Origin of the sequence: Kribbella polygonati (genome assembly GCF_050320105.1) — a bacterium.
Classification (GTDB): domain Bacteria; phylum Actinomycetota; class Actinomycetes; order Propionibacteriales; family Kribbellaceae; genus Kribbella.
On sequence record NZ_CP190129.1, the window covers coordinates 3,343,759 to 3,367,824 of the forward strand.

Below are 24,066 nucleotides of genomic sequence, written 5' to 3' on the forward strand. Positions count from 1 at the left end.
AGCAAGAATCGTCGTCGCGTGAGACAACGATGTCAATGGCTCGTCCTACTGCAGAATGTCAGCAATCTGCAGCAACTGTGCCGACGAGAGCGGTCCATACTGCAACGCGCCCGCGTTCTCCTCCACCTGCGCGACCGTCTTGAAGCCGGGGATCGGGACGAAAGCCTCGCTCCGGCCCCACAGCCAGCCGAGCGCACCCTGCGCGAGCGTCCGACCGCCAGAGGTCAGTACGTCGCGGATCGCCTCCAGCCGGCGCAACGACTCGGCCTGGTCACCGCTGCGGAAGTCCCAACCGTGCCGTACGTCGTCCGCGGGCAGGGTGCTGTCCGCGGCGAACTTCCCGGTCAGCAGGCCCATCCCGAGCGGACCGCGGACGATGCTCGCCAGCCCGCGCTCCTCGCACAGCGCGAGCACGTCCGCGTTGCCGCCGAACACGTTGAAGTGCTGCTGGATCGCCTTGCAGTGCGGGCTTTTCGCGAACACCGCCGCCCGCTCCGGGTCGTCCGTACTCCATCCGATCGCCCGGACCTTGCCTGCGGCAACCAGTTCCTCGAAGACCGCGAGCACCTCGTCCGCCTTCGCCAGGTCGTACCCGCCGAGGTGGAACTGGTACAGGTCGATCCGGTCCGTGCCGAGCCGCCGCAACGACTCGTCACACGCCCACCGCAGGTACGCCGGATCCCCGTTCTCCCCCGGCGCCTCGCGGGTCTCCTCGACGTAGGTGTACCCAGCCTTCGAGGCGATCACGATCTCGTCCCGGACGTCCCCGAGCGCCTCCGCGATCAGCTTCTCGCTGTGCCCGCACCCGTAGACGTCGGCCGTGTCGAAGAACGTCACCCCGAGCTCGTACGCCCGCCGCAACGCCCGCACCGACTCCCCGTCGTCGATGACGCCCCACCCGACCGGACTCCCCTGCCGGGCATGCGGCCCGCCGATCGCCCAACACCCCATCCCGAGCCCACTGACCTGCACCGCACCGATCGACCGCCGCACCATCGGAACCTCCAGAACGGGAACGTTTCCAGCATCGTGCGCACAGACCCGTTCCGGAGTCCAACAACCATTCCTGCTGACGCCGACAACTCCCGCTACTGAGTCACACGCCGGTCTGGGCCTGGACGCGGCCGGACTCGACCGCTTCGGTGAAGGTCCGGTGGTCGGCCTGGTTGAGGTCGGCGTACGTCGTGGCGAAAGTGGTGATGGCCTCGTCGAAACGAGTGGACTTGCCGAGGTAGGCGGACAACGCGAAGCGGTCGCCGGAGCGGGCGTGGGCCCGGGCGAGGGTCCAGCCGCAGAGGCGGGCGTACAGGGTCATGGCTTCGGGGTTGAGGGTTTCGATGTCGGCGGAGAGTTTCCAGTCGCGGAGCTGGCGGACGTAGTAGTCCTGCTCGCCGTCGGCCGCGTCGGCGCGCAGCCAGCCGAGGAAGATGTCGCTGGCGGCCTGCATTAGCCGCTGGCCGGCGACGACCCGCTCCCCCTGGTTCGCATGGGCGGACGGGACGGCGTACGTCGACAGCGCGGACGGGCCGGCCTGCTTGGCCTGCAGCAACAGCGCCTCGTCGGCGTTCGTCGATTCGAGCAGCATGATCCACGCGCGGGTACCGACACTGCCGACGCCGACGACCTTGTGCGCGACGTCGGTGAGGCGGTAGTTGTCGAGCAGGTGCCGCCGGTCCTGCTGCAGCGTGCCGCGGTACCCCTCGACGAGGTGCTGCAACTGCCCGAGCACCACCGACCCGTCGATATCGGTCAACTGCTCCATCGGGACGACCAACGGCGGGTCCGCGACGATCCGCCGGCGCCCGTCGGCCACCGAGGTGAGCTTGCCGATCGCCTGCATGCTGGTCCGCGTGTACGCCTTCGCCAGCTTCTTGTCGGCGACCTTCAGCCCCTTCCGCTCCGCCGACGGCACGGTCGCCTTGTACCGCTGGACGAGCTCCTCGATGTCGAGCCGCGCGTACCAGACCGCCAGGATCGGCTGCCCGGCGAACTCGCGCATCGCCTCCCGGTAGTGCCGTGCCACGGTCTGCACGACCGTACGGCACTGCTTCGCGGTGAACCCGTTGTCGCGCCCCGCCACCTCGAAGCTGGCCGCCAGCCGCTTCACGTCCCACTCGAACGGTCCCGGCAACGTCTCGTCGAAGTCGTTGATGTCGAACACCAGCCGCCGGTCCGGCGACGCGTACGCGCCGAAGTTCGACAGGTGCGCGTCCCCGCACAGCTGGACCCCGAGCCCGGTCGGCGTCGTCTCGGCCAGGTCCGAGGCCATCACCAGCGCAGCGCCGCGGTAGAACGTGAACGGCGACACCAGCATCCGCCCGTGCCGGATCGGCACCAGCGCGGGCACCCGGCCCTCGGCCTGGGTGAGCAGCAGCTCGACCGGATCCCGCGTCGCACTCACCCGCACCTCGGCGTGCGCCTCCAGCGGGACCTTCTTGCGTACCGCCTTGCCGCGCGCCGCCCGTTCCGCCGCCGTCAACTGCTCGTCCATGACCTCAGCGTGCCACGATTCGCCCACGTCGCGAGACACCCAAAGTCGACCAATCGAATAGACTTACGCTGCTGACCATGACTTTCCTCTGGTACATCCCGAACCAGGTCGACCCCGGGCACCGCGGGGACGACACCGTCCAGGGACACAACAGCATCGAGCGGCTGACCGAGCTCGCCCGCCTGACCGAGGACCACGGCTGGTCCGGCGCACTGCTCGGCACCGGCTGGGGCCGGCCGGACACCCTCACGGTCGCGACCGCGCTCGCCGCCCGGACGACGACGTTCCAGCCGCTGGCCGCGATCCGCCCCGGGTACTGGCATCCCGCGCACTTCGCGTCCGCCGCGAGCACGCTCGACCAGCTCACCGGCGGGCGGCTGCTGATCAACATCGTCTCCGGCCAGGACAACCTCGCCGCGTACGGCGACAGCGAGGGCGACCAGCCGCAGCGGTACGCCCGGACCAAGGAGTTTCTCCAACTGGTACGGCGATTGTGGACCGAGGAAGACGTGACGTACGACGGCGAGTACTTCTCGGTCAGCGGCTCCACCGTCGCCACACGGCCCGTCGTACGGGAAGGTCGTCCGCATCCCACGCTGTACTTCGGTGGCGCGTCCGACGCGGCGCAACGGGTCGCGGCGACGGATGCCGACGTACAGCTGTTCTGGGGGGAGCCGCTGGACGGGGTGGCCGCGCGGATCGCGAAGCTGCGGGAACTGCAGCAGGAGCTCGGGCGGGAGCATCCGCCGCTGGAGTTCGGGCTGCGGATCACCACGCTCGTCCGCGACACCACCGAACAGGCGTGGGCCGACGCCGAGGCGAAGGTCGCGCGGATGGCGGACGCACCCGGGCACCGCGATCCTCTGCGGGTGAAGGCCGTCGGCCAGCAGCGCCTCCTGGAGCTCGCCGAACGCGGCGAGGTCCTCGACGACAACCTCTACACCGCTCCCGGGAAGTACGGCGGAGGCGGCGCCGGCACCACCTGGCTGGTCGGCTCCCCCGACGACGTCGCCAAGTCCCTGCACCGCTACCGCGATCTCGGCATCACCCACTTCATCCTCTCCGACACCCCGTACCGCGACGAAACCATCCGCATCGGCGACCAGCTCCTCCCGCTGCTCCGTTGAGCTGCTTGGATGTGATCACCGCTTGACGCTCGCATGCCGTGTGTGATCGGTTGATCACCAAGCGCTGTGAGGCATGTGAGGAGCACAGATGGTCGAATATCTGCCCCGGTCCGCGTGGAACGCGCGACCGCCGAATGCCGGGCCGGGCAACCTGATCGCGTCCCACGTCGACGGCGCGGTGATCCACTGGCCGGGCACCGGCTCGACGAAGGTCATCCACACGCAGGCGGCGGTCGCGTCCGCGTTGCGCGGATGGCAGGACTACCACATGGACAGCCGCGGCTGGTCGGACATCGCGTACCAGATCGCGGTCGACCAGGCAGGCCGGGCCTGGACCCTGCGCGGCATGCGCACCAAGTCCGGCGCGAACGGCGACGCCGACGTCAACGACCGGTACGGCGCGATCCTGCTGGTGCTGGTCACCGGCGAGCAGCCGTCCGCCGCGATGAAGGCGACCACCCGCGCGGTGATCGCCGACTTCCGCACGCTCTATCCCCGCGGTACGGCGATCCGGCCGCACTCCGCGGTCCGCCCGGAGCCCACCGACTGCCCCGGCGACCCCGCCCGCGCCGCGATCGCCCGCGGCGAATTCAACCCCGGCCACTCGGAGGACGACGACATGACCCCGGCGCAGATGCAGGAACTCAAGAACTTCATCGAGGCCCGCACGCAGGCGTACGCCCTCTGGACCCACCGGCAGCTCCGCAAGGACCTGTCCGCGGTGGTGCGGGCGTACGCACTCGACATCAAGAACTACGAACGCCAGACCGACGCCGCCGACGCCGCCCGCGCGGCCGCCGCCGTCTGGGCCACCGCCCCGAAGAGCCTCGCCGCCGACGCCCCGGCCCAGCAGGAGCCGCAGGTCCCGGACCCGAACACCGACCCGGCCCTGGAAGACCAGGCGCTCGACCCGTTCCCGCCGGTCGAGGAAGCCAAGTAGCACCAGGAGGATGTGGCCCCACCGGCGTTCTGTCGGTGGGGCCTGGTTTCCTGTCCGGGTGGACCTCAAGCACCTGCAGGACCGGCTCGAGAAGATCTCCGTCGGGTACGGCGTACACCTCGGCTTCGAGCGCGACCCCGACTGGTTCCTGCTCAAACTCCAGGAGGAGGTCGGCGAGCTCACCCAGTCCTACCTGCAGCACACCGGCCGCGCCCGCACGAAGGGCGCCACCGCGGACCAGATCCGCGACACCTTCCACCAGGAGTTCGCCGACGTACTGTGCCAACTGCTGCTCTTCGCGAAGCAGCACGACGTCGACCTTCCCGCCGAGATCGAACGCAAGTGGCTGGCCTACGAGGCCTGACGCGGCGCCCGGGCGTTCAGCAGGAGGGCGGCGAGCAGCCCGAGCGTGACCACCGCATCGCCCGCCATGCTGACCCAGACCGGGGCCACGAAGACGATGTCCAGCGCCATGGCGACGGCGTACCCGATCGGCCAATTCAGGGTGCCTAGCAGCTTCCAGATCACGGTCCAGCGGTTCGAGGTCCAGAGCAGCCCGAGGCCGACTCCCCAGGCGATCACGGCCACGATCAGGCTGAACGACAGCAGGTACGGGCCGAAGAACACCAGCCCGACCGCGACGAAGTCCTGCGGGCGCAGCCGCGGCGGCAGGACGACCTGCACCAGGCCTTCGGTGGCGGCGGCAACGATCTCGCTCGGCCGGCCGAGCCGCTGCAGCACCTCGCGGATCTCGTCCTCGGACGTCGCACCACCGGCCCGTGCCTCGGCGATGTGCGCCTTCATGTCGGCGAGCAGCTCGTCCCGCCGGCCGGCCGGCAGCACCTCCGCCTCGGTCGCCAGCTCCTTCAGGTACGCGTCGACCTGGCGGTCGCTGTCCAGTTCCATGTTCATCCCCGTCTCCCACTCTGCAAGATCTTGTCGACCGACGTGCAGAACCGTTGCCAGTCCGCGGTGAACTCGGCCAGTGCCCGGCTGCCCTCGGGTGTCGAGGTGTAGTAGCGCCGCGGGGGTCCGGACTCGGACTCCTGCCAGCTCGTCTCCACCAGGCCCTCGCGCCGCAACCGCGCGAGGAGTGGGTAGATCGTGCCTTCGGTGGTGACCAGTCCGTCGACCTCACCGAGCGCCTTGACCAACTCGAAACCGTAACGGGGCTCTCCCTGCAACAGCGCGAGAACGCAGTACTCCAGCGTCCCGCGGCGCAGCTGCGTGAAGACCTTCTCCGCTACCATGCGACACAAGGTACCTGTCCGCACCAAGATCCGGCAAGAACGCCTGATGCGTCAGGCGGTCTTCGGGCGGACGCTGAACATCAGCATCAGTACGACGGCCGGGATCACCGTCACCCACAGACCGGGGAGGTTGAGCAGCACCGGCGCCAGGCACACCACGAGCAGGTCGAAGCCGCGGGCCGGCTGCGAGAACAGCCCCGGCGGGATCGCCCCCATCGGCGACGTGACCAGCGGTCCGGCGTACGACGGCGGCCGCGCGGACGCCTGCCGTACGGTGCCGGAAATGATGCCCGCGGCAACGGCGAACGTCGACGCCGCGCTGCCGATCGCCGGCGACGCGCAGACCGCCCACACGACCGCGGTGAACCCCGGTACGACGGCCATCACGATCCGCAGGTCCCGCAGGTCCCAGCCGAGCGCCCGCACCAGTCCGGTCGAGCGGCAGGCGGTCCGGAGACCGTCGAGCAACGGCCGTACGGCGATGAACCCGGCGATGGCGGCCGCGATCGGAACGAGGACGTGGAACCCTGCGCCGTGCACGGCGTACGGCACCACGAGCAGGGCGAACGCGACGGCGAGGCGGCGCGGCCAGCGCAGGATCCGCCAGAACTCCCGCTGAATGATCGCGGCACCGTTCGCGCCCCGGCCGCGGTGCGAGCGGACCCGCCCCTTCAACCGCCAGTGCCGCCCGGCGATCACGTCGCCGAGCATGCTGATGTCGAGGCTGCTCGCCGCACCCGCGAGCCCGGCCAGGAGTTCCCCACCGGCGATCACGCTGATCCGCCCGAGCCGATCGAGTCTCCGCGAGAGCACGAACGCCAGTACGAGCGCGACGACTGCGAGCGCCCCGCCGGCAACCAGCCACCCGCTTGCGGAAGCACTTCCGTCAAGGGAAACAGGCTTCTCGCCCGGACGGAACGCCAGCAGCGCCGCCGGTACCACCGCGACGATCAGCAGCACGTCGGCGACCCGCAGGGCGACCGAGGAGCGGCGGGCGGTCTGCTGCGCCCAGACGGTCGCGACCGCCGCGCACACCAGCGCCGCACCGATCAGCACGGCCGCCTCGAACACGTCGAACACCGGCGAGCCGAGCAGCGCCCAGATGAGCGCCCCGACGATGACGCCGATGACCGCGACGGTCGCGATCACCAAGCGGTAGGCAGGGCGCAGGAGCGAGGCACGGCTGACCGGGGTGGCGAGCAGCCAGAACCCGGTCGCACGGGACGCCGACACCGGGCCGACGGCCAGCAGCACCCGCAGCGTCGTTGCCAGCAGCAACGGTATGACGATCCACGGGAACCACGACGTCAGCTGATGACAGGTCAGCGACGAGCACCCGGCCGCGTTCGAGTTCAGGTGCCGTACGACGTTGCCGCCGGTGGCGCCGGCCATCGCGAGCGTGAACAGGACCAGGTAGATGTCCTCGAAGATCTCCCAGAACGACCGGTCCGCGTGCTTGCGCCGGGTGGTCCGCATCCAGTGCCGCAGCGACCGCGACGACGGGATCCCCCCGAAGTCCGCCGCGTCGAACTCCACCGGCCCGTCCGCCGCGCTCATGGGAGCGGCGTCAGGGTGACGACGGAGTCCGCGACCGTCTCGACCAGGCCGGGGTCGTGGCTGGCGAACAGGATCGCCGTACCGGACTTCTTCTCCTGGACCAGTCGGTCGGACAGCCACTGCACGCCGCCGGTGTCGAGCCGGGCCTCGGGCTCGTCGAGCACCATCAGCTTGCGCGGGCGGACCAGCGCGGTCGCCAGCGCGAGCCGGCGGCGCTGACCGGACGACAGCGACCCGGGCAGCTGGTCGGCCGCCGGAAGCAGGCCGATGTCGTCCAGGATCGTGTCGACGAGATCCTCCGGCGACGCGTTGCCGTGCGCGCGGGCGAGCAGGTCGAGGTGCTCCGCCGCGGTCAGGTCCGGGAAGAAGTCCAGGTCGTCGAGCAGCGTCGCGACGTCCCGCCGGACCGACTCGGCACGTTCGTCGATCGGCTGCCCGTCGAGCAGGATCTTCCCGGCCGCCGGTGCCGCCGCGCCGACGATGCACTTGAGTACGGTCGTCTTGCCGGCGCCGTTCGGCCCGACCAGCGCGATCGCGTGCCCGGCCGCGAGGGTGAAGTTCAGTCCCTCGATCACCGGCCGGTCGCCGTACTTGTGCTGCAGCCCCTGGACCGCCAGCCGCGGCGCCGCCTTCTTGCTCACTTCTTGCGGACCAGTGTCAGCCCGTCGCCGATGCCGAGCATGATGACGTCGACCCGGTCGTCCGCGGCGACGTGCGCGTTGAACTCCTTGCGGTCGGCCGGGCCGTCGGCGTCGATCACCCGCCCGCCGGCCAGCGTGTTGTCGAACAGCAGCAGCCCGTTCGGCCGGATCAGCGGCAGCACGGTCTCGAAGTACTTGATGTACCAGTCCTTGTCGGCGTCCACGAACGCCAGGTCGAAGGTCCCGTCCAGCGTCGCCGCGGACTCGTGGGCGTCGCCGATCCGCAGGTCGATCCTGCCCGCGACCCCGGCGCGCTCCCAGTACTTCCGGCCGATCGACGTCCACTCGTCGCTCACGTCCAGGCAGATCAGCTCGCCGTCGTCCGGCAGCCCGCGGGAGATCGCCAGCGCCGAGAACCCGGTGAAGGTGCCGATCTCGACCGCGCGGCGGGCGCCGATCAGCCGGGTCAGGGTGGTCAGCAGGCCGGCCTGGTCGGCGGTGGTCAGCATGCCCGCCGGGCTGCCGAGCTGCTCGGTCTCGGCGCGCAGCTCGGTCGCGATCTCGTCCAGCGGCATCCCGTGGGCGAGCATGTAGTCGTGCAGTTCCTCGGTCACCGGCACCTGATGGCCCATGGGAGTTCCACCCTCCGTGTATTAAGTCGTCGCCTTGTAGTCTCTATGGGTTGCCCAAACCTTCTGCACCCACCCCACCCGAGGGAGCACCTCCTATGCGAATCGCCGTCGCCGGATCGATCGCGACCGACATCCTGATGACGTTCCCGGGCCGGTTCAAGGACCAGTTCCTGGAAGAGCAGATGCACAAGGTGTCGCTGTCCTTCCTCGTCGACGAGCTGGTCGTGCACCGCGGCGGGGTGGGCGCGAACATCTGCTACGGGATGGCCCAGCTCGGGTACCCGTCGCTGCTGGTCGGCTCGGTCGGTGCGGACTTCGCCGAGTACGGCGCGGCGCTGACGGCGGCCGGCGTGGACGTGTCGCACGTCCGCGTGTGCGAGAACGTACACACCGCCCGGTTCACCTGTACGACGGACCTGGACGCGAACCAGATCGCTTCCTTCTACACCGGCGCGATGGCCGAGGCCCGCGAGCTCGACCTGGGCGCGATCCACCAGGCCACCGGCGGCGTGGACCTGGTGCTGGTCGGCGCCGACGACCCGGACGCGATGCTCAAGCACACCCAGCTCGCCAAGCAGCACGGGATCCCGGTCGCGGCCGACCCGTCGCAGCAGCTCGCCCGGATGGAGGGCGACGCGATCCGGACCCTGGTCGACGGCGCGGCGTACCTGTTCAGCAACGAGTACGAGGCCGGGCTGATGGCGCAGAAGACGGGCTGGAGCCACGACGAGATCCTCGAGCGGGTCGGCGTCCGGATCACCACGCACGGCGGCGACGGCGTGGTGATCGAGGACACCAGCGGCATCCTCGCGAAGGTCCCCGCCGTACCGGCGCCGAACCTGGTGGACCCGACCGGCGGCGGCGACGCGTTCCGCGCGGGCTACCTCACCGGCCGCGCCGCCGGCCTCGACCACGAGGCCGCCGCCCACCTCGGCTGCACGCTCGCGACCACGGTCCTGGAGACGGTCGGCACCCAGGAGTACACGCTCGACCACCCGACCTTCCTCGACCGGCTGACCAGCGCGTACGGCGCGGACGCCGCCGCCACCGCGAAGCAGGCCCTGACCACGCGCTAGCGGGCCCAGAGGCCGCGGACGTGGCCGATGTGGCGGCGCATCAGCTGCTCGGCGCCCTCGCCGTCGCCGGACTCGACGAGGTCCAGGAGCTCGTGGTGTTCGGCGGCGGACGGGACCAGCCGCCCGCTCTCGACCAGCGGGGTGAGACCGAGCAGCCGGGTCTGTGAGCGCAGGTCCGACACCACCTCCACGAGTTTCGGGTTCCCGGAGTACGCGAGCAGTGTGACGTGGAACACCCGGTCGGCCTCGATGTACGCGATCAGGTCGCCCGCCTCGGCGGCCACCACGATGTCCTCGGCCAGCGCCCGCAGCCGCGGGTAGTCGGCCGCCGGGATCGCCGCCACCACGTCCCGGACCGTCGGCGGCTCGATCAGCTGGCGGAGCGCCGCCAGGTTGTCCAGATCCTCGTCGGACACCTCGGTGACCCGGAAGCCCTTGTTCCGCAGCGAGATCACCAGGCCCTCGCGGACCAGGTCCAGCATCGCCTCCCGGACCGGCGTCGCGGAGACGCCGAACCGCGCGCCGAGCGTCGGCGCCGAGTACACCTCCCCCGGCTTCAGCTCACCGGAGATCACCGCCGCCCGGAGCGCGTTGGCCACGCTGTCGCGCAGGTTCTCCCGCTGCGCCAGCCGCCGTACACTCGGCAACGGCCCGATCGAATCGGCAGTCATCGGTTCACCTCTCTCACCACCTAGTGTGAAACACGGCGGTCAGTTGTCGCGGATGCCACCCCCGATCGCGGCGACGAGCTCGGTCAGGCGTTCGAACACGCGGTCCGACCCGAGGCCGTCGTGCTCGTACTCGTTCGTCACCCAGGCCTGTACGTTCCCAACCCGGCTCGCGGTGTCAAGCTGCAGCCCGGAGTCGACGTACATGTCGTCGAAATACACCGCGGCCGCCACCGGTACGTCGTTCGCGGCGAGCTTCTCGTGGTCGTACAGGTCCGGCCAGCCGGGCCGCCGCGCCAGCAGCTCGACGGCGCCCTGGAACGGCCGCAGCCCGCGGATCTCTTCGAACATCCAGGGGTACATCATCTCGCCGGTGAACAGCAGCGGCCGCGCGTCCTCGGCGAACTCCGGGCGCCGCGCCCGCTCCGCCTCGGCCGCCCAGCCGGTGGCGCCGTCGCCGGAGCCGTAGATGCTCTCCTGGAGCGCCGCGAACAGCGGATTCCCGAGGTACGACGACTGCGCCTGGACCTGGCCGAGGAACGTGTCGGACAGCTCGTCGCCGTCGAACGCCTCGTCGAGCAGCCAGTGGATCCGCTCGTACCCGGGCTGCATCCCGAAGTCGATCCCGAGCGACTGCAACCGGCGGACGGTCATGCGGTCGCCGTCCGGCAGCCGTACGTCGTCCGCCGCCAGCCGGTCCGCGAGCCGGCCGACCAGCTCGACGTCGTGCGGGTACCTCTTGTAGAACTCGCGGTTCTTCGCCGCGACCCGCGGGTACGTCCGCCGGTACACCTCGGCGGCCGACGGGTCGATCGACGCGAGCCCGCCGGTGACGTAGCACGCGCTCAGACCTTCAGGCGCCTGAGACAGGTACGTGAGCGTGAGGAATCCGCCGTAGCTCTGGCCGAGCGTCGACCAGCGCTTGCCGCCGAACACGGCCTTCCGCAGGTGCTCCGCGTCCGCGACGATCGAGTCCGCGCGAAAGTGCGCGAGGTAGTTGGCGCCCTCCGCGGCCGTCATCGCCGCCATCCGCCGGCCGCTGACCGGCGTACTCCGGCCCATACCACGCTGGTCCATCAGCACGACCCGGTGCGTCTTCAGCGCCTGCCCGATCCACCCCGACGCACTGACCGGCCGCGGCCCCTTCCCACCCGGTCCGCCCTGCAGGTACACCAGGTACGGAAGCTCCTCGTCCTTCCGCACCGGATCGACCAACTCCCGAGCGAACAGGCTGATCGACTCCCCCGGCTCTTCCCAGTTGAGGGGAACGTCAACGGTGTGCTCCCGTACGTGCATTCGGGGAATTGTGTAGCTCGTCATCTCCTGCCTTTCTCCCGGCGGCGCGCGTCCCACTCCGGGTTGATCCGTGGTACGGCCGCCAGCAACGTTTTCGTGTAGGAGTCGCGGGGCGCGCCGAACACCTGGTCCCGCGACCCAAGCTCCACGATTCTGCCTCGGTTCATCACCGCGACGCGCTGGGATATCTGCCGGACCACCGCCAGGTCGTGCGCGATGAAGATGTAGCTGAACCCGCTCTCCCGCTGCAGCCGCATCAGCAGTTCCAGGACCTGCGCCTGGATCGACACGTCGAGCGCCGACACCGCCTCGTCGCAGATCACCAGCTTCGGGTTCACGGCCAGCGCGCGGGCGATGCCGATCCGCTGCGCCTGGCCGCCGGAGAACTGCGCGGGGTAGCGCCGGCAGTGGTCCGGGTTCAGCCCGACCCGCTCCATCAGCTCCTGCGCGAACGCGCGCTTCGAGCCGGCCGGCGTGATGCCCTGGTAGGTGAGCGGCGCGGTGATGATCCGCTCGACGGTGTACCGCGGGTTCAGCGACGAGAACGGGTCCTGGAACACCACCTGCACGTTGTTCCGGAACCCGGCCAGGTCCTTGCCCTGGGCCCGGGTCACGTCCTGCCCGTCGAACACGACCGTACCGCTGGTCGGCCCCAGCAGCCGGGCCGCGATCCGCGCGGTGGTGGACTTCCCGCTGCCGGACTCGCCGACGATCGCGAGCGTCTCGCCGAGCTCGACGTCGAAGCTCACGTCGTCCACCGCGGTGAACGTGGTCTTCCGCGCCCGCGCCCCTTCGCCCCGGGTGACGAACTCCTTCGTCACGCCCCGTACTTCGAGCAATGTCATGGCGCCACCTCGTCGTCGATCCGCGGTACGGCGTCCAGCAGCATCCGCGTGTACTCGTGCCGCGGGTCCGAGAACACCTGCTCCGCGGTCCCGTACTCGACCGGGTCGCCGGACCGCATCACCAGCACCCGCCGGGCGATCGAGCTGATCACCGCGAGGTCGTGGGTGATGAAGATCATCCCGGTACCGGTCGAGGTCTGGAGCTCGGCCAGCAGTTCGAGGATCTGCGCCTGTACGGTCACGTCGAGCGCGGTCGTCGGCTCGTCCGCGATCAGCAGCGACGGCGAACAGCACAGCGCCATCGCGATCATCACGCGCTGCCGCTGACCGCCGGAGAACTGGTGCGGGTAGTGGTCGACCCGGCGGCCCGGATCGGGGATCCCGACCCGTTCGAGCGCCTCGATCGCGACCCGGTGTGCGTCCCTGCGGGAACCGCCGCGGTGCGCCCGGTACATCTCCTCGATCTGCAGACCCACGGTGTAGTAGGGATTCAGCGACGACAACGGGTCCTGGAACACCATCGAGATCGCGTTCCCGCGCACCGACCGGAACTCGCGGTCGGTCCGGCCGAGCAGTTCGGCGCCGTCGAGCTTCACACTGCCCGACGTACGGGCGCCACGTGGCAGCAGCCCGAGGACCGCGAGCGCGGTCATCGACTTGCCCGACCCGGACTCGCCGACGATGCCGACCGTCTCGTCCCGCCCGACGGTGAACGACAGGTTCTTCACCACCTCCACCGGACCGCGACCGGTCGGCAGGATGACCGTCAGATCGTCGACAACCAACAACTCGCCACTCATGCCGACACCACCCGTACCCGCGGATCCAGCGCGGTGTACAGCAGGTCCACCACGACGTTGCCGATGACAACGAAGAACGCGGCCAGCAGGGTCACCGCCATGATCACCGGCTGGTCGTTCTTCGCGATCGAGTCGGCCGCCATCTTGCCGATCCCGTTCAGGCCGAACACGGTCTCGGTGATCAGCGCGCCGCCGAGCAGGCCGGCGAAGTCCATCCCGAAGATCGTGGTGATCGGCGTCAGCGCGGGCCGCAGCGCGTGCCGGCGCATGATCAGCGCGCCGCTCAGGCCCTTCGCGCGGGCGGTCCGGAAGTAGTTCTCCGACAACGTGTCGATGACGTTGCTCCGGGTCAACCGTGCGTACAGACAGGCGTAGCCGACCGCCAGGACCACCCACGGCATCAGGTACGACTCGAACCAGACAACCGGATTGCCGGCGAAGGACACCACCGACGGGAACGGCAGCACTTGCAGCTTCACGACCAGCACGTACTGCAGGACGAGCGCGAGCACGTAGTTCGGCACGCTGACCCCGCCGAGCGCGAGCGCCATCGCCGAACGGTCCCACCACGTGCCCTGCTTGACCGCGCTGATCAGTCCGCCGATCACGCCGGCGAGCAGCCACAGCACCGCCGCGCCGACCGCGACCGTGATGCTGACCGGCAGCCGCGCGGTGATCATGCTCCACACCGACTCGTTGGTCTGGAAGGAGTACCCCAGGCACGGCGCCGAGCAGTGCACCGAGCCGTAGTCCCGGCCGGCGAAGATCCCGCTCAGGAACTCCCAGAACTGCGTGAGGATCGGCTGGTTCAGCCCGAGCACGTCCCGGATCGAGTCGATCCGCTCCGGCGTACAGGTCTTGCCGCAGATCATCACCGCGGGATCCGGCGACAGCTCGAAGAAGATCAGGTACGTGAACAGGCAGACGGCGAGCAGGATCAGTACGACGCCGCCGAGCCGGCCGAGGACGTAGCGCGTCACGCTGCCTCCCCTTGGTCGATGAGCGTGCGGATCTTGTCGCCCAGAACGGTCAGCGACAAGACGGTGAGGAACAGGAACAGGCCGGGAATCGCGAAGAACATCGGGTCCACCGAGTACCAGCTCACCGAGCTCGCGATCATCTGGCCCCAGGACGCGGTCGGCGGCGAGACCCCGACGCCGAGGAACGACAGGCCCGCCTCGGTGCCGATGTAGCCCGGGATCGCGAGCGTGGTCATCACCACGATCGAGCCACGCAGGTTCGGCAGGATCTCCCGGAACACCACCTGGGAGTCCTTCGCCCCGGACGCCCGGGCCGCCTCGACGAACTCGCGGTTCGCCAGCGTCATCGTCTGGCCGCGGATCACCCGGGCCAGGTACGGCCAGCCGAACGCGCTGATCACCACGACCAGCAGCACCGGCCGGTTCCCGGACGGCAGCGACGACAGGATCGCGATCATGAAGATCAGCGCCGGGAACGCCATCAGGAAGTCCATCAGCCGGGAGATCACCTGGTCGACCCAGCCGCGGTAGAACCCGGCCAGCATGCCGAGCACCACCCCGAGGATTCCGGTCAGCAGGGTCGCCGACAGCGAGATCGTGATCGACACCCGGGCGCCGTACACGATCCGGGCGAAGAGGTCGCGGCCGTTCTGCGGCTCGACGCCGAACCAGTGCGAGCCGCTGATCCCGCCGAGGGCGCCGCGCGGCAGCCCGCCGAGGTCGGAGTTGATCGCCGCGGAGTCGAACTGGTACGGCCCCCAGCCGCTGAGCTTGACGATCAGCGGCGCCGCGATCGCCATCAGCACCACCAGCCCGAGGAACACCAGGCACGCCAGCGCACCCCGGTCCCGGGTGATCCTGGCGAGGACCCGCCGGCCCGAGGCGGGCGATGCCGCCGGCACCGCCTCCTCGATCTCGGCCAGCGTCGGGCTGGTTGTCACTTGCTCGCGTCCTTCAGGCCGACCGACACCAGGTCGATGCCGCCGGAGAACCCGTCGTGCAGGTAGGCGCCACCGATGTTGCTCCCGACAAGCATCAGCACCTTTTCGTAGAGCAGCGGCACGACCGGCGCGAGCGCCATGATCTGCTTGTCGAGTTCGCCGTACGCCGTGTTCGCGGCGTTCACGTCGGTCAGCTTGGAGATCTCGTCGATCTTCGCGTTCACGCCCGGGTCGTTCAGCTGCGACAGGTTCGTGTTGCCCTTCGGGGTGATGTTGCGGCCGTCGAACAGCGGCGGCAGGAAGGTCGCGCCGGACGGCCAGTCCGGGCACCACCCGGTGATCGCGGCGTCGTGCTGCTGGGACGTCGTACCGATCACCTCGTAGTACGTCGCGGTGTCGATCGTGTTGATCTTGACCGTGATCTTCAGCGGCTCCAGCGCCTGCTGGATCGCGACCGCCATCGCCTGCATCTTCGGCTGCGCGCGGGTGTCGAGTGTCATCGTGAAGCCGTCGGCGAAGCCCGCCTCGGTCAGGAGCTTGCGCGCGCCGTCGACGTCGCCCTTGTCGTCGGTGCTCGGGTACGGGTCGTAGTCCACCCGGCCGGTGATCGTCGGCGGCTGGATCGTCGTACCGATCTCGGCCAGCGCCGAACCACCGTCCGCGTCCCGCACGGTCTGCTTGTTCACCGCGAGGTTGATCGCCTGCCGGACCTTCACGTTGTCCAGCGGCTTCTTCGTGGTGTTCAGCCCCATGTACGTCGTACAGCCGTTGATGCCGGTCATCGTCCGCTGCTTCAGTTGCGGCGTCTGTATCCGAGCCACGGTGGCGGCCTGGACGGTGCCGGCGATCGCGTCCGCGTCGGTGCCCTGGCCGGCGATCATCCGCTCGTCGATCGTCGCCGGGTCGAGCCCGAACGTCCACTGGAACACGTCCGGGTTCGCGGTCCGGACGTCGTCGGTCTTCTTGTCCCACTTGTCGTTGCGGACCAGCTTCAGCGACGCGCCCGGCTTGTAGTCGGCCAGCTTGTACGGGCCGGACGCGATCGGCTTGCTGTCCAGCGCGTTGCCGGCGCCCTGGCCCTTCGGTACCGGAGTGAACGTGTTCTGCGCGACCACGCTGCCGAAGTCCGCGAACGGCTTCTTCAGGTGGAAGACGATCGTCTTCGCATCGGGCGTCAGGATCGTTGCCAGGTCACCCGACTTGTACGGCCCCTGGTACGAAGCGGGCGCCTCGATCAGCTGCTTCGCGTACGGCGAGCCGATCCCGATCTCCGGGTCCCACGCGCGCTCCACGCCCCACTTCACGTCCGCGCTGGTGATCGGCGCGCCGGTCTCGAAGAACAGCCCGTCCTTCAGCGTGAACGTCCAGGTCTTGCCGCCGTCCGTCGGCTTGCCGGTGTCGGTGGCGAGGTCCGCGACGATCTTCGTACCGTCTGCCCCCGGTGCCGCGCCCTGCGTGGTGAGCGTGCGGTAGATCAGCCGGTAGAAGTTGTTCACGCCGCCGTCGAACCCGCGGGCCGGGTCCAGGTGTGAGAACGCCGCGTTCGCGAGCACCTGCAACGTACCGCCCTTGACAGCCTTGGCGCCGGGACCGTCCGACGCCCCCTTCGTCCCGGACGCACCGCCGCCGCACGCGGTGAGGGTCAACGCGGCAGCCGCCACGAGCCCGACCAGCTTCGAGGTTCTCTTCATCAGTCTTCTCTTTCGGTTCGCAGCCACACACGCATGGCCAGGGGCTGACGGTTTCCCCAGAGGAAGTACGGCGACAACGTCACCGGCACGTACTTCGAGGCGGTCTCCTGAGGTGTTCCGGTGAGGACGGGGTACAGCTCGGCAGCCGGCGGCGGGGCGACGCCGGCGGTCAGATCGAGTACGACGTGCCCGCCGTCGGTGCGCGCGGTCGCCTGTGCGACACGGGCCGGCGTCAGCAGCAGGTCGTCCACGGGTGCGTCCGCGTCTTGTTGCTCGACGCAATAGACAAGCGGGCCGCGGGCAACCGCGAGCGCTCCGCGGGTCGCGTCCACGTACGGGTGCGCTCCGTGTGCTCTGGGTGCCATCGGCAACGTCAGCCGGATGACATCTCCTGCCACGAATGCCCTTCGAACACGAACCCACCCGTCCTCCTCCGGCCGCACAACAAACGGTTCAGCCGCCGGGTGCGGGGTGGTGAGGGTTGGGGTCGTGGTCCAGGTTGGGATGCGGAGGGCGATCGTGCGTTCGTCGGTGGGGGCGTTCTCGACTGTGAGGGTGATCTCGCCGTCCCAGGGGTAGTTGGTGGCGACCTTGACGGTGAGGTCGGGGGTGGTGAGGCGGGCGTTGGCGTAGATGCCGACGTACAGGGTGTTGTCGCGGTAGAGGGAGACGTGGTCCTGGAGTTCGGACATCCAGCGGATGATGTTCGGCGGGCAGCACGGGCAGCCGAACCAGGCGCGGCGGAGCAGCTCACCACCGTCCTCGGCGCCCGAACGCTGCTCGTGGTCCGGCCGGCGCTGCAACGGGTTGTCGTAGAAGAACGCCGTACCGTCGGCCGAAAGCCCTACCGCATAAGCGTTGTAGAGCACGGTCTCGTACACGTCGAGGTACGACGCCTTTCCCGTCGCGCGGAACATCCGCCACGCCCACTGCATCGTCGCGATCGCCGCGCACGTCTCGGCGTACGCCCGCTCGGACGGCAGCTCGTACCGGTCGCCGATCGCCTCGTCGGAGTGCCGGCTGCCGAGCCCACCGGTGAAGTACAGCTTGGTCGCGACCATGTCGTCCCACAGCCGCTCCAGCGCCGCGAGCAACTCCGGATCGCCCGTCTCCAGGTGGATGTCGGCAGCCCCGGCCGCGAGGTACGCCATCCGTACGGCGTGCCCGGTGACGGACGGCAGCTCGCGGAACGGGACGTGGTCCTGGAAGTACTCGCCCGGGAAGATCGTGTGCTCGAGCTTCCCCCGCCCGCGCCGGTCGACGAACAACCGCGCCTGCGTCAGGTACGACGCGTCACCGGTTTCACGATAAAGCTCGACCAGCGCCAGCTCCACCTCGGGATGACCGTCGACGACCTCCTCGCCGTCCACGCCGTACTTCCGGACGACGAGATCCGCGAACCGCCGGGCGATGGTCAGCAACCTGCTGTCCGACAGTTGCCGCTGCGCGGCGACCGCCGCCTGGATCAGGTGGCCGAGGTTGTACAGCTCGTGGCCCCAGCCGAGGTCCGACCAGGGCTGCTTCGGCTGGTCGGGGTCCTGGAAGTACGAGTTCAGGTAGCCGTCGTCCGCCTGCGCCTGCCCGAGCAACTCGACGACCTCGTCGTAGAACTCCCGCGCACCCGCCGGCGCGTCCTCCCGACCGACCTCGTACGCGAGTCCTTCGAGGGTCTTGTACAGGTCCGTGTCCAGGAACGGATACCGCCCGCGATACGGCCCGGCCGACGGGTCGCTCAACCGGCGGAGGTTCTCCAGGTTGCCGGCCTTGCGGAGCTCGGCGATCGCGTGCGGGATCGTCGCCGCCCGGTTCCGCTGCTGCCAGGCCCGCAGCAGTCCGCCGGTCAGCTGCACCTGCACCTCTGTACCGTGTGACATTGCACAGACCCTAAGTGCAATGTCACACCTTGCCAAGGCCTGACGAAAGACGTTTACACGCCGGAAACGAACCACGCTCCCCGGCGGCCGGTCACAGCCGCGGGTCGACCGGCTCCGACTCCAGCGCCAGTACGGCGAAGACACATTCGTGGATCCGCCACAGGGGTTCGCCGCGCGCGGCGCGCTCCAGGGACTCCAGCCCGAGGGCGTACTCGCGCAGCGCCAGCGAGCGTTTGTGGCCGAGGTTGCGCTCGCGGAGGCGGGAGAAGTTCGCCGGATCGGTGTAGTCGGGTCCGTAGATCAGCCGCAGGTACTCCTGCCCACGCACCTTCAGCCCCGGTTGCGCCAGCCCCTTCGGCGTCCGGGTCAGATTCGCGGCCGGCTTCACCACCATGCCCTCTCCCCCGGCGCCGGTCAGCGCCTCCCACCACGCGACACCGGCGTCCCAGCCGTCGGCGTCGACATACAGCCGGCGCGTCGGCGTGACCAGGTCCGGGCCGGCGGCAACCATCCGGTCGGCGAGGTCGAGGTGCCACCGGTGCGGCCGCTCGTGGTACGTCGCGCCTTCGGACGCGAGCACCTGGAACGGCGCGATCCGTACGCCGTCCAGCCCGTCCGTCGGCCAGCAGTACCGTCGGTACGCCGCCGTGAACCGCTCCGCGTTCGCCGTACGACGCTCCGCCGTCGCCAGCAGCTCCCCCACGTCCAGCCCCGCATCACGCGCGGACCGCAGCGCGGCGGTTGCGGCAGGCAACGAAGTACGCGCGGCCGCGCCGACCGCGGCATACTGGTTCCGCAGCAGGTCCTCGGCCTTCGCGCTCCACGGGAGCAGCTCCGCGTCGAGCAGCAGCCAGGACGTGTCCAGTTCGTCGAAGAGACCAGCAGACTCGGCGGCCGCGCGCAGGTGCAGCAGCAGCTCGTCGGTCAGCTCCGCGTCGAAGAACGACCGCCCGGTCCGGGTGTGGATCGCGCCACGCCCGGCCAGCCCGAACCGCCGCTCGGCAACGTCGTCGTCCCGGGTCAGCAGTACGACGGCCCGCGAGCCCATGTGCTTCTCCTCGCACACCAGTTCCGTGACGCCCTGCCCGCGGTACGTCTCGAACGCCTGCCGCGGGTGCTCCAGCAGCCCCGGCTCGGGCGACGTCGCGACCGGGCTCATCGTCGGCGGCAGGTACAGCAGGAACCGCGGGTCGATCGCGAACCGGCTCATCACCTCCAGCGCCGCACCGGCCTGCTCCGCGCGGACGCTCAGTCGCCCGTGCGACGCGGTCTCGATCACACGGCGGCCGGTCACGTCGGTCAGCTCGAGTACGTCTGGTTCGCGCTCCGGAGCTGTTGCCACGTGCAACGGCTTCGCGGGCGCGTAGTACTCCTCGGCGGCCGGCACCGAGACCAGCTCCCGCTCCGGGTAGCGCAGCGCGGTGAGCGATCCGCCGAACACGCAGCCGGTGTCGAGACAGATCGTGTTGTTGATCCACTCCGGCTCGGGCGTCGGCGTGTGGCCGTAGACCACCATCGCGCGACCGCGGTAGTCGTTCGCCCACGGGTACCGCACGGGCAGCCCGAACTCGTCGGTCTCCCCGGTCGTCTCGCCGTACAGGCAGAACGAGCGGACGCGTCCCGACGTACGGCCGTGCATCCGCTCGACCAGGCCGGCGTGCGAGACGACCAGCTTGCCGCCGTCGAAGACGTAGTGCGAGATCAGGCCGTCGATGAACGTCGCGACCTCGTCCCGGAACTCCGGCGGCTCGGCGGCGAGCTGCTCCAGGGTCGTTTCGAGGCCGTGGCTGATCTTCACGTTCTTGCCACGGAGGGCGCGGAGCAGCTTGTCCTCGTGGTTGCCAGGGACGCAGTACGCGTTGCCAGCAGCAACCATTCCCATGACCAGGCGCAGGACGCCGGGGGTGTCCGGGCCGCGGTCGACGAGGTCGCCGACGAAGATCGCGCGGCGGTCCGGGTGGACGGCGTCGACCGGGCGGCCGGTGTCGTCGCGGGTCAGGGCGTAGCCGAGGTCGGTGAGCAGGCGCTCGAGCTCGAGACGGCAGCCGTGGACGTCGCCGATGATGTCGAACGGGCCGGTCCGGTCGGTGAGGTCGTTGTACAGCCGGGTGCGTTCGATGCTGACGGCATCGATCTCGTCCACGCTGCCGAGGACGTGGACGGTGCGGAAGCCTTCGCGTTTCAGGCTGCGCAGGCCGCGTTTGAGCTGCGAGCGCTGGCGGACGATCACCTTGCTGCCGAACTGGCGGTCCGCACGCTGCTCGTTCCGTTCGACGCAGACCCGCTCGGGCGGGTCGAGGACGATCGCGACCGGGAGTACGTCGTGTTCGCGCGCCAGGCTGACGAGCTCCTTGCGGGCCTCCGGCTGGACGTTGGTCGCGTCGATCACAGTCAGCCGACCGGCAGCCAGCCGCTTACCCGCGATGAAATGCAGCACCTCGAACGCGTCCTTCGTGGCCGCCTGATCGTTCTCGTCGTCCGACACCAGCCCCCGGCAGAAGTCACTCGAGATCACCTCGGTCCCCCGGAAGTGCCTCCGCGCGAACGTCGACTTCCCAGACCCACTCACCCCGACAAGCACCACCAGACACAGGTTGGGAATCTGCATCAGTTCGCCACCTCCCGGCGGAAGAGCGCGAGTTGGGTGGGTGGGCCGACCTCTGGGTCGTCGGGGCCTACGGGGCGGAACTCGACCTCGTAGCCGTAGCGGGTGGCGGTTTGGTGGGACCAGGTTTGGAATTCGGCGCGGGTCCACTCGAAGCGGTGGTCGGGGTGGCGGTAGGTGCCGGCCGGGAGGGACGGGAAGCGGATGTTGTACTCGCTGTTCGGGGTGGTGATGACGGCCGCCGCCGGGCGGGCGGCGTGGAAGACGGAGTGCGCGAGCGCGGGCAGGCGTGGTGGGTCGACGTGTTCGACGACCTCCATCAGTACGACGGCGTCCAGGCCCGCCAGGCGGTCGTCGGCGTACGTGACCGACGACTGCAGGAACTTCAGCCGGTCCCGCTGGCGGTCCGGCAGGTCGTCGTAGTGCAGCCGCCGCTTCGCCGCGAGCAACGAGCGCACCGACACGTCCGTCGCGATCAGCTCCCCGACCATCGGGTCCTTGAGCAGTTCGCCGACCAGCGCACCCTCACCACAGCCGACGTCCGCGATCCGCCGCGCCCCGAGCTCCCGCAGTACGCCGGCCACTGTCGTACGACGCTCCACCGCCAGCGACACGGCCCCGGCGGCGGGCGCCCCCTCCGATCGCGCGACGCCGTCCGTAGCCGGCGAGGGCGTGATGCCGTCCTCCTCGGCCGGCTCGTCCGCGAGCGCGAACCCGTCGACCTCCGCGAGACGTTCGAGCGCGGCGTCGGCGAGGTAGCGCCGGTGCGCGAGGTAGCGCCGCGAGATCAGCGCCTTGTCCGGATGCGCCGCCAGCCACCCCTCGCCGGCCCGGACCAGCTTGTCGACCTCGTCCGGACCGACCCAGTAGTGCTTCGCGTCGTCGAGCACCGGGAGCACCACGTACAGGTGGTTCAGCGCGTCGGCCAGCCGCAGTACGCCGGTCAGCCGCAGGTCGACGTACCGCGAGTCACCCCACCCGGGGATCTCCGGGTCGAGCGGCACCGGGCGGGCGTCGACGGTCCAGCCGAGCGGCGCGAACAGCCGCTCCGCGAGTTCGGCGCCGCCGCGGCACGGGAGCGCCGGGACGTGCACGTCGAGCGGGATCGCCCGCGCGGCGAGTTCCGGGCGGGCGTCGCAGCGGCCGTTCATCGCCGTACGGAAGAGTTTTCCGAGCGCGACCGCGAGCAGGCTGGACGCGGCGTACGGACGGTCGTTCACGTACTGGCCGAGCGTGAAACCCTCGGTCGCCTTGCCGCGGCCGGCCTTCACCAGGCCGATCGGGTCGATCTCCAGAAGCACCGCCACCGTGCAGCGGTCGGCGGTGGCTTCCGGGTAGAACACATGGGCCGCTCCGCCGGTGACGTCGATCGCCTGCGGTCGCGCCGGGTTCTTGTGCAACAGGAACCCGAAATCGCTCGCGGGGGCGTCCATTCCGGAAAGATCGGTGCCGAGTGTCAGGAACACCCGAAGTATTCGATCATGTGTCGCGGATCGAGACACGCGGTTTAGGGTCTGGCGTGTTCAGGGGGTTTGGTTCTAGCTTGAGAACAGAAGATGAGTCGCTACAGACCGTTCTTCCCCGCTGACACTCTGTACACGTCCCCGGTTTGTGGCGAGAGCCCACCCACGCCACCACTACGGGGAAAGGATCATGGCAGCTCTCATACGCCACACGGGGTGTCGCCGGTGAAACCCCAGACGTTCGAACTCGTCCGTTACGCCGACATCAGCGGGGTCTCCGGAACCGGCGTCGTCGCCGAAGGCTGTGTCTTCACCGACGGCTCGGTCGCACTGCGCTGGCACGGCGCGAACCCCTCGACGGCCGTCTGGCCGGACCTGGACTCCATCCTCGCCGTCCACGGCCACCACGGCGCCACCGTCGTGCGCTGGCTGGACGTCTCCGAGATGGAACCCGTCCCGGGCACCGACCTGCTGCCCGGCGAGGTCGCCCACATTCTCGCCACCGGCCGCCGCACCCACCACAACACACCCGCCGCCGCCTCGGCCTGACACACCGGATCTTCGGACTGGCCGCCTACGGGGTGAGGCCGGTCAGGGCGAAGAACTCGGCGCGGGAGCTGGGGTTCTCGCGCAGGGTGCCGTGCAGCGCGGAGGTGACGGTCCGCGAACCGGTCGCCCGGACGCCGCGCAACGACATGCACTGGTGCTCGGCCTCGATCACCACGCCGACGCCCTTCGGGTCCAGGTGGTCCTGCAGCCAGTCCGCGACCTGCTTAGTCAGCCGCTCCTGCACCTGGAAGTCGCGCGCGAAGAGTTCCACCACGCGGGCCAGCTTCGACAGCCCGAGGATGCGGTCGCCGGGCAGGTAGCCGACGTGCGCCACGCCCTGGAACGGCAGCAGGTGGTGCTCGCACAGCGACTGCACGGGGATGTCCTTGGCGAGCACGAGTTCGTCGTACCCCTCGTCGTTCGGGAACGTGGTGAGCTCGAACTCCCGCGGCGTGAGCATTTCGGCGTACGCGTTCGCGACCCGGCGCGGGGTGTCCGCGAGGTGTGCGCTCTGCGGATCGCGCCCGAGCGCGGTCAACAGGTCCGCGACGGCACGCTGCGCGGCCGGCAGGTCGATCTGCTCCCGGCGGGCAACGATGTGGAGCGGGACGGACTCGAGGTCGGCCGAGATCGCCATCTG

At 69.8% G+C, this 24,066-nt stretch carries 23 protein-coding genes; 5 read left to right on the forward strand and 18 right to left on the reverse strand.

The features are described 5' to 3' along the window. Positions 1 to 45: 45 nt before the first annotated feature. Both ACQHIV_RS15920 and ACQHIV_RS15925 read right to left on the reverse strand, forming a co-directional pair. Positions 46 to 996 (reverse strand): aldo/keto reductase, encoded by a 951-nt coding sequence (locus tag ACQHIV_RS15920; protein ID WP_427895036.1) that lies wholly within the window; start codon positions 994 to 996, stop codon positions 46 to 48. A gap of 100 nt (positions 997 to 1,096) precedes the next feature. Beyond that, the gene (locus tag ACQHIV_RS15925; protein WP_427895038.1) at positions 1,097 to 2,491 is read right to left on the reverse strand and encodes a DUF2252 domain-containing protein; all 1,395 of its coding nucleotides are present in this window, start codon (positions 2,489 to 2,491) and stop codon (positions 1,097 to 1,099) included. Between the two features lie 77 nt (positions 2,492 to 2,568). Between ACQHIV_RS15925 and ACQHIV_RS15930 the strand changes: the two genes are divergently transcribed. The 3 genes from ACQHIV_RS15930 to ACQHIV_RS15940 all read left to right on the forward strand — a co-directional run bounded on the left by ACQHIV_RS15930 (position 2,569) and on the right by ACQHIV_RS15940 (position 4,922). Continuing rightward, positions 2,569 to 3,618: an LLM class flavin-dependent oxidoreductase gene (locus tag ACQHIV_RS15930; protein WP_427895040.1), complete on the forward strand. Its 1,050-nt coding sequence runs from the start codon at positions 2,569 to 2,571 to the stop codon at positions 3,616 to 3,618. A gap of 88 nt (positions 3,619 to 3,706) precedes the next feature. Further along, positions 3,707 to 4,558, forward strand: coding sequence for a peptidoglycan recognition protein family protein (locus tag ACQHIV_RS15935; protein ID WP_427895042.1), 852 nt, complete (start codon positions 3,707 to 3,709; stop codon positions 4,556 to 4,558). Positions 4,559 to 4,616: 58 nt separating this feature from the next. After that, entirely contained in the window at positions 4,617 to 4,922 is a 306-nt protein-coding gene (locus ACQHIV_RS15940; RefSeq protein ID WP_427895044.1) for a pyrophosphatase, read from the forward strand. Here ACQHIV_RS15940 and ACQHIV_RS15945 read toward each other — a convergent pair. From ACQHIV_RS15945 to ACQHIV_RS15965, 5 genes are read right to left on the reverse strand one after another with little or no spacing between them, the layout of a single operon-like run. Continuing rightward, the gene (locus ACQHIV_RS15945; protein WP_427895046.1) at positions 4,910 to 5,470 is read right to left on the reverse strand and encodes an HAAS signaling domain-containing protein; all 561 of its coding nucleotides are present in this window, start codon (positions 5,468 to 5,470) and stop codon (positions 4,910 to 4,912) included. The two genes, ACQHIV_RS15940 and ACQHIV_RS15945, sit on opposite strands and share 13 nt — an antisense overlap. After that, on the reverse strand, positions 5,467 to 5,808 hold the full coding sequence (locus tag ACQHIV_RS15950) for a PadR family transcriptional regulator (RefSeq protein ID WP_427895048.1): 342 nt from the start codon (positions 5,806 to 5,808) through the stop codon (positions 5,467 to 5,469). The genes ACQHIV_RS15945 and ACQHIV_RS15950 overlap by 4 nt, the downstream gene beginning before the upstream one ends. 51 nt (positions 5,809 to 5,859) lie before the next feature. Beyond that, positions 5,860 to 7,365, reverse strand: a complete 1,506-nt coding sequence (locus ACQHIV_RS15955; protein ID WP_427895050.1) for a DUF6297 family protein — start codon at positions 7,363 to 7,365, stop codon at positions 5,860 to 5,862. Then, positions 7,362 to 8,006: an ABC transporter ATP-binding protein gene (locus tag ACQHIV_RS15960; protein ID WP_427895052.1), complete on the reverse strand. Its 645-nt coding sequence runs from the start codon at positions 8,004 to 8,006 to the stop codon at positions 7,362 to 7,364. Before ACQHIV_RS15960 ends, ACQHIV_RS15955 begins: the two co-directional genes overlap by 4 nt. After that, complete coding sequence (locus tag ACQHIV_RS15965; protein ID WP_427895054.1) at positions 8,003 to 8,638, reverse strand: O-methyltransferase; 636 nt, start codon at positions 8,636 to 8,638, stop codon at positions 8,003 to 8,005. The genes ACQHIV_RS15960 and ACQHIV_RS15965 overlap by 4 nt, the downstream gene beginning before the upstream one ends. A gap of 95 nt (positions 8,639 to 8,733) precedes the next feature. Between ACQHIV_RS15965 and ACQHIV_RS15970 the strand changes: the two genes are divergently transcribed. Continuing rightward, entirely contained in the window at positions 8,734 to 9,714 is a 981-nt protein-coding gene (locus ACQHIV_RS15970; RefSeq protein ID WP_427895056.1) for a carbohydrate kinase family protein, read from the forward strand. Here ACQHIV_RS15970 and ACQHIV_RS15975 read toward each other — a convergent pair. The 10 genes from ACQHIV_RS15975 to ACQHIV_RS16020 all read right to left on the reverse strand — a co-directional run bounded on the left by ACQHIV_RS15975 (position 9,711) and on the right by ACQHIV_RS16020 (position 22,880). Beyond that, a complete protein-coding gene (locus ACQHIV_RS15975; protein WP_427895058.1) occupies positions 9,711 to 10,385 on the reverse strand; it encodes a GntR family transcriptional regulator in 675 nt (224 codons plus the stop codon). The genes ACQHIV_RS15970 and ACQHIV_RS15975 overlap by 4 nt on opposite strands. 39 nt (positions 10,386 to 10,424) lie before the next feature. Further along, entirely contained in the window at positions 10,425 to 11,678 is a 1,254-nt protein-coding gene (locus tag ACQHIV_RS15980) for an alpha/beta fold hydrolase (RefSeq protein WP_427895060.1), read from the reverse strand. Between the two features lie 20 nt (positions 11,679 to 11,698). Further along, a complete protein-coding gene (locus tag ACQHIV_RS15985) occupies positions 11,699 to 12,523 on the reverse strand; it encodes an ATP-binding cassette domain-containing protein (RefSeq protein WP_427895062.1) in 825 nt (274 codons plus the stop codon). Next, positions 12,520 to 13,323: an ABC transporter ATP-binding protein gene (locus ACQHIV_RS15990; RefSeq protein WP_427895064.1), complete on the reverse strand. Its 804-nt coding sequence runs from the start codon at positions 13,321 to 13,323 to the stop codon at positions 12,520 to 12,522. The genes ACQHIV_RS15985 and ACQHIV_RS15990 overlap by 4 nt, the downstream gene beginning before the upstream one ends. Beyond that, complete coding sequence (locus tag ACQHIV_RS15995) at positions 13,320 to 14,303, reverse strand: ABC transporter permease (RefSeq protein WP_427895066.1); 984 nt, start codon at positions 14,301 to 14,303, stop codon at positions 13,320 to 13,322. The genes ACQHIV_RS15990 and ACQHIV_RS15995 overlap by 4 nt, the downstream gene beginning before the upstream one ends. Continuing rightward, positions 14,300 to 15,244 (reverse strand): ABC transporter permease, encoded by a 945-nt coding sequence (locus ACQHIV_RS16000; protein WP_427895068.1) that lies wholly within the window; start codon positions 15,242 to 15,244, stop codon positions 14,300 to 14,302. Before ACQHIV_RS16000 ends, ACQHIV_RS15995 begins: the two co-directional genes overlap by 4 nt. Then, on the reverse strand, positions 15,241 to 16,935 hold the full coding sequence (locus ACQHIV_RS16005; protein WP_427895070.1) for an ABC transporter substrate-binding protein: 1,695 nt from the start codon (positions 16,933 to 16,935) through the stop codon (positions 15,241 to 15,243). The genes ACQHIV_RS16000 and ACQHIV_RS16005 overlap by 4 nt, the downstream gene beginning before the upstream one ends. Next, positions 16,935 to 18,809 carry a glycoside hydrolase family 127 protein gene (locus ACQHIV_RS16010; RefSeq protein ID WP_427895072.1) on the reverse strand — a complete coding sequence of 625 codons (1,875 nt, stop codon included), beginning with the start codon at positions 18,807 to 18,809 and terminating at the stop codon, positions 16,935 to 16,937. Before ACQHIV_RS16010 ends, ACQHIV_RS16005 begins: the two co-directional genes overlap by 1 nt. A 91-nt stretch (positions 18,810 to 18,900) precedes the next feature. Then, positions 18,901 to 21,417, reverse strand: a complete 2,517-nt coding sequence (locus ACQHIV_RS16015; RefSeq protein ID WP_427895074.1) for a polynucleotide kinase-phosphatase — start codon at positions 21,415 to 21,417, stop codon at positions 18,901 to 18,903. Then, the gene (locus ACQHIV_RS16020) at positions 21,417 to 22,880 is read right to left on the reverse strand and encodes a 3' terminal RNA ribose 2'-O-methyltransferase Hen1 (protein ID WP_427895076.1); all 1,464 of its coding nucleotides are present in this window, start codon (positions 22,878 to 22,880) and stop codon (positions 21,417 to 21,419) included. Before ACQHIV_RS16020 ends, ACQHIV_RS16015 begins: the two co-directional genes overlap by 1 nt. Before the next feature lie 222 nt (positions 22,881 to 23,102). Here ACQHIV_RS16020 and ACQHIV_RS16025 point away from each other — a divergent pair, with 222 nt between their 5' ends. After that, positions 23,103 to 23,426, forward strand: a complete 324-nt coding sequence (locus ACQHIV_RS16025) for a hypothetical protein (protein ID WP_344198067.1) — start codon at positions 23,103 to 23,105, stop codon at positions 23,424 to 23,426. A 25-nt stretch (positions 23,427 to 23,451) separates the two neighbouring features. Here ACQHIV_RS16025 and folE read toward each other — a convergent pair whose 3' ends face one another. Then, positions 23,452 to 24,063 (reverse strand): GTP cyclohydrolase I FolE, encoded by a 612-nt coding sequence (gene folE / locus ACQHIV_RS16030; protein WP_427895078.1) that lies wholly within the window; start codon positions 24,061 to 24,063, stop codon positions 23,452 to 23,454. Positions 24,064 to 24,066: the final 3 nt, after the last annotated feature.

Excerpts from the sequence above, each read along its gene's own strand:
- ACQHIV_RS15935 (WP_427895042.1), top strand. The coding sequence starts at position 3,707 with ATGGTCGAATATCTGCCCCGGTCCGCGTGGAACGCGCGACCGCCGAAT.
- ACQHIV_RS15930 (WP_427895040.1), top strand. The coding sequence starts at position 2,569 with ATGACTTTCCTCTGGTACATCCCGAACCAGGTCGACCCCGGGCACCGC.
- ACQHIV_RS15950 (WP_427895048.1), bottom strand. The coding sequence starts at position 5,808 with ATGGTAGCGGAGAAGGTCTTCACGCAGCTGCGCCGCGGGACGCTGGAG.
- ACQHIV_RS15925 (WP_427895038.1), bottom strand. The coding sequence starts at position 2,491 with ATGGACGAGCAGTTGACGGCGGCGGAACGGGCGGCGCGCGGCAAGGCG.
- ACQHIV_RS15980 (WP_427895060.1), bottom strand. The coding sequence starts at position 11,678 with ATGCACGTACGGGAGCACACCGTTGACGTTCCCCTCAACTGGGAAGAG.
- folE (WP_427895078.1), bottom strand. The coding sequence starts at position 24,063 with ATGGCGATCTCGGCCGACCTCGAGTCCGTCCCGCTCCACATCGTTGCC.
- ACQHIV_RS15985 (WP_427895062.1), bottom strand. The coding sequence starts at position 12,523 with ATGACATTGCTCGAAGTACGGGGCGTGACGAAGGAGTTCGTCACCCGG.
- ACQHIV_RS16015 (WP_427895074.1), bottom strand. The coding sequence starts at position 21,417 with ATGCAGATTCCCAACCTGTGTCTGGTGGTGCTTGTCGGGGTGAGTGGG.
- ACQHIV_RS15975 (WP_427895058.1), bottom strand. The coding sequence starts at position 10,385 with ATGACTGCCGATTCGATCGGGCCGTTGCCGAGTGTACGGCGGCTGGCG.
- ACQHIV_RS15970 (WP_427895056.1), top strand. The coding sequence starts at position 8,734 with ATGCGAATCGCCGTCGCCGGATCGATCGCGACCGACATCCTGATGACG.
- ACQHIV_RS15990 (WP_427895064.1), bottom strand. The coding sequence starts at position 13,323 with ATGAGTGGCGAGTTGTTGGTTGTCGACGATCTGACGGTCATCCTGCCG.
- ACQHIV_RS16005 (WP_427895070.1), bottom strand. The coding sequence starts at position 16,935 with ATGAAGAGAACCTCGAAGCTGGTCGGGCTCGTGGCGGCTGCCGCGTTG.
- ACQHIV_RS15920 (WP_427895036.1), bottom strand. The coding sequence starts at position 996 with ATGGTGCGGCGGTCGATCGGTGCGGTGCAGGTCAGTGGGCTCGGGATG.
- ACQHIV_RS16010 (WP_427895072.1), bottom strand. The coding sequence starts at position 18,809 with ATGTCACACGGTACAGAGGTGCAGGTGCAGCTGACCGGCGGACTGCTG.
- ACQHIV_RS15965 (WP_427895054.1), bottom strand. The coding sequence starts at position 8,638 with ATGGGCCATCAGGTGCCGGTGACCGAGGAACTGCACGACTACATGCTC.
- ACQHIV_RS15955 (WP_427895050.1), bottom strand. The coding sequence starts at position 7,365 with ATGAGCGCGGCGGACGGGCCGGTGGAGTTCGACGCGGCGGACTTCGGG.
- ACQHIV_RS15945 (WP_427895046.1), bottom strand. The coding sequence starts at position 5,470 with ATGAACATGGAACTGGACAGCGACCGCCAGGTCGACGCGTACCTGAAG.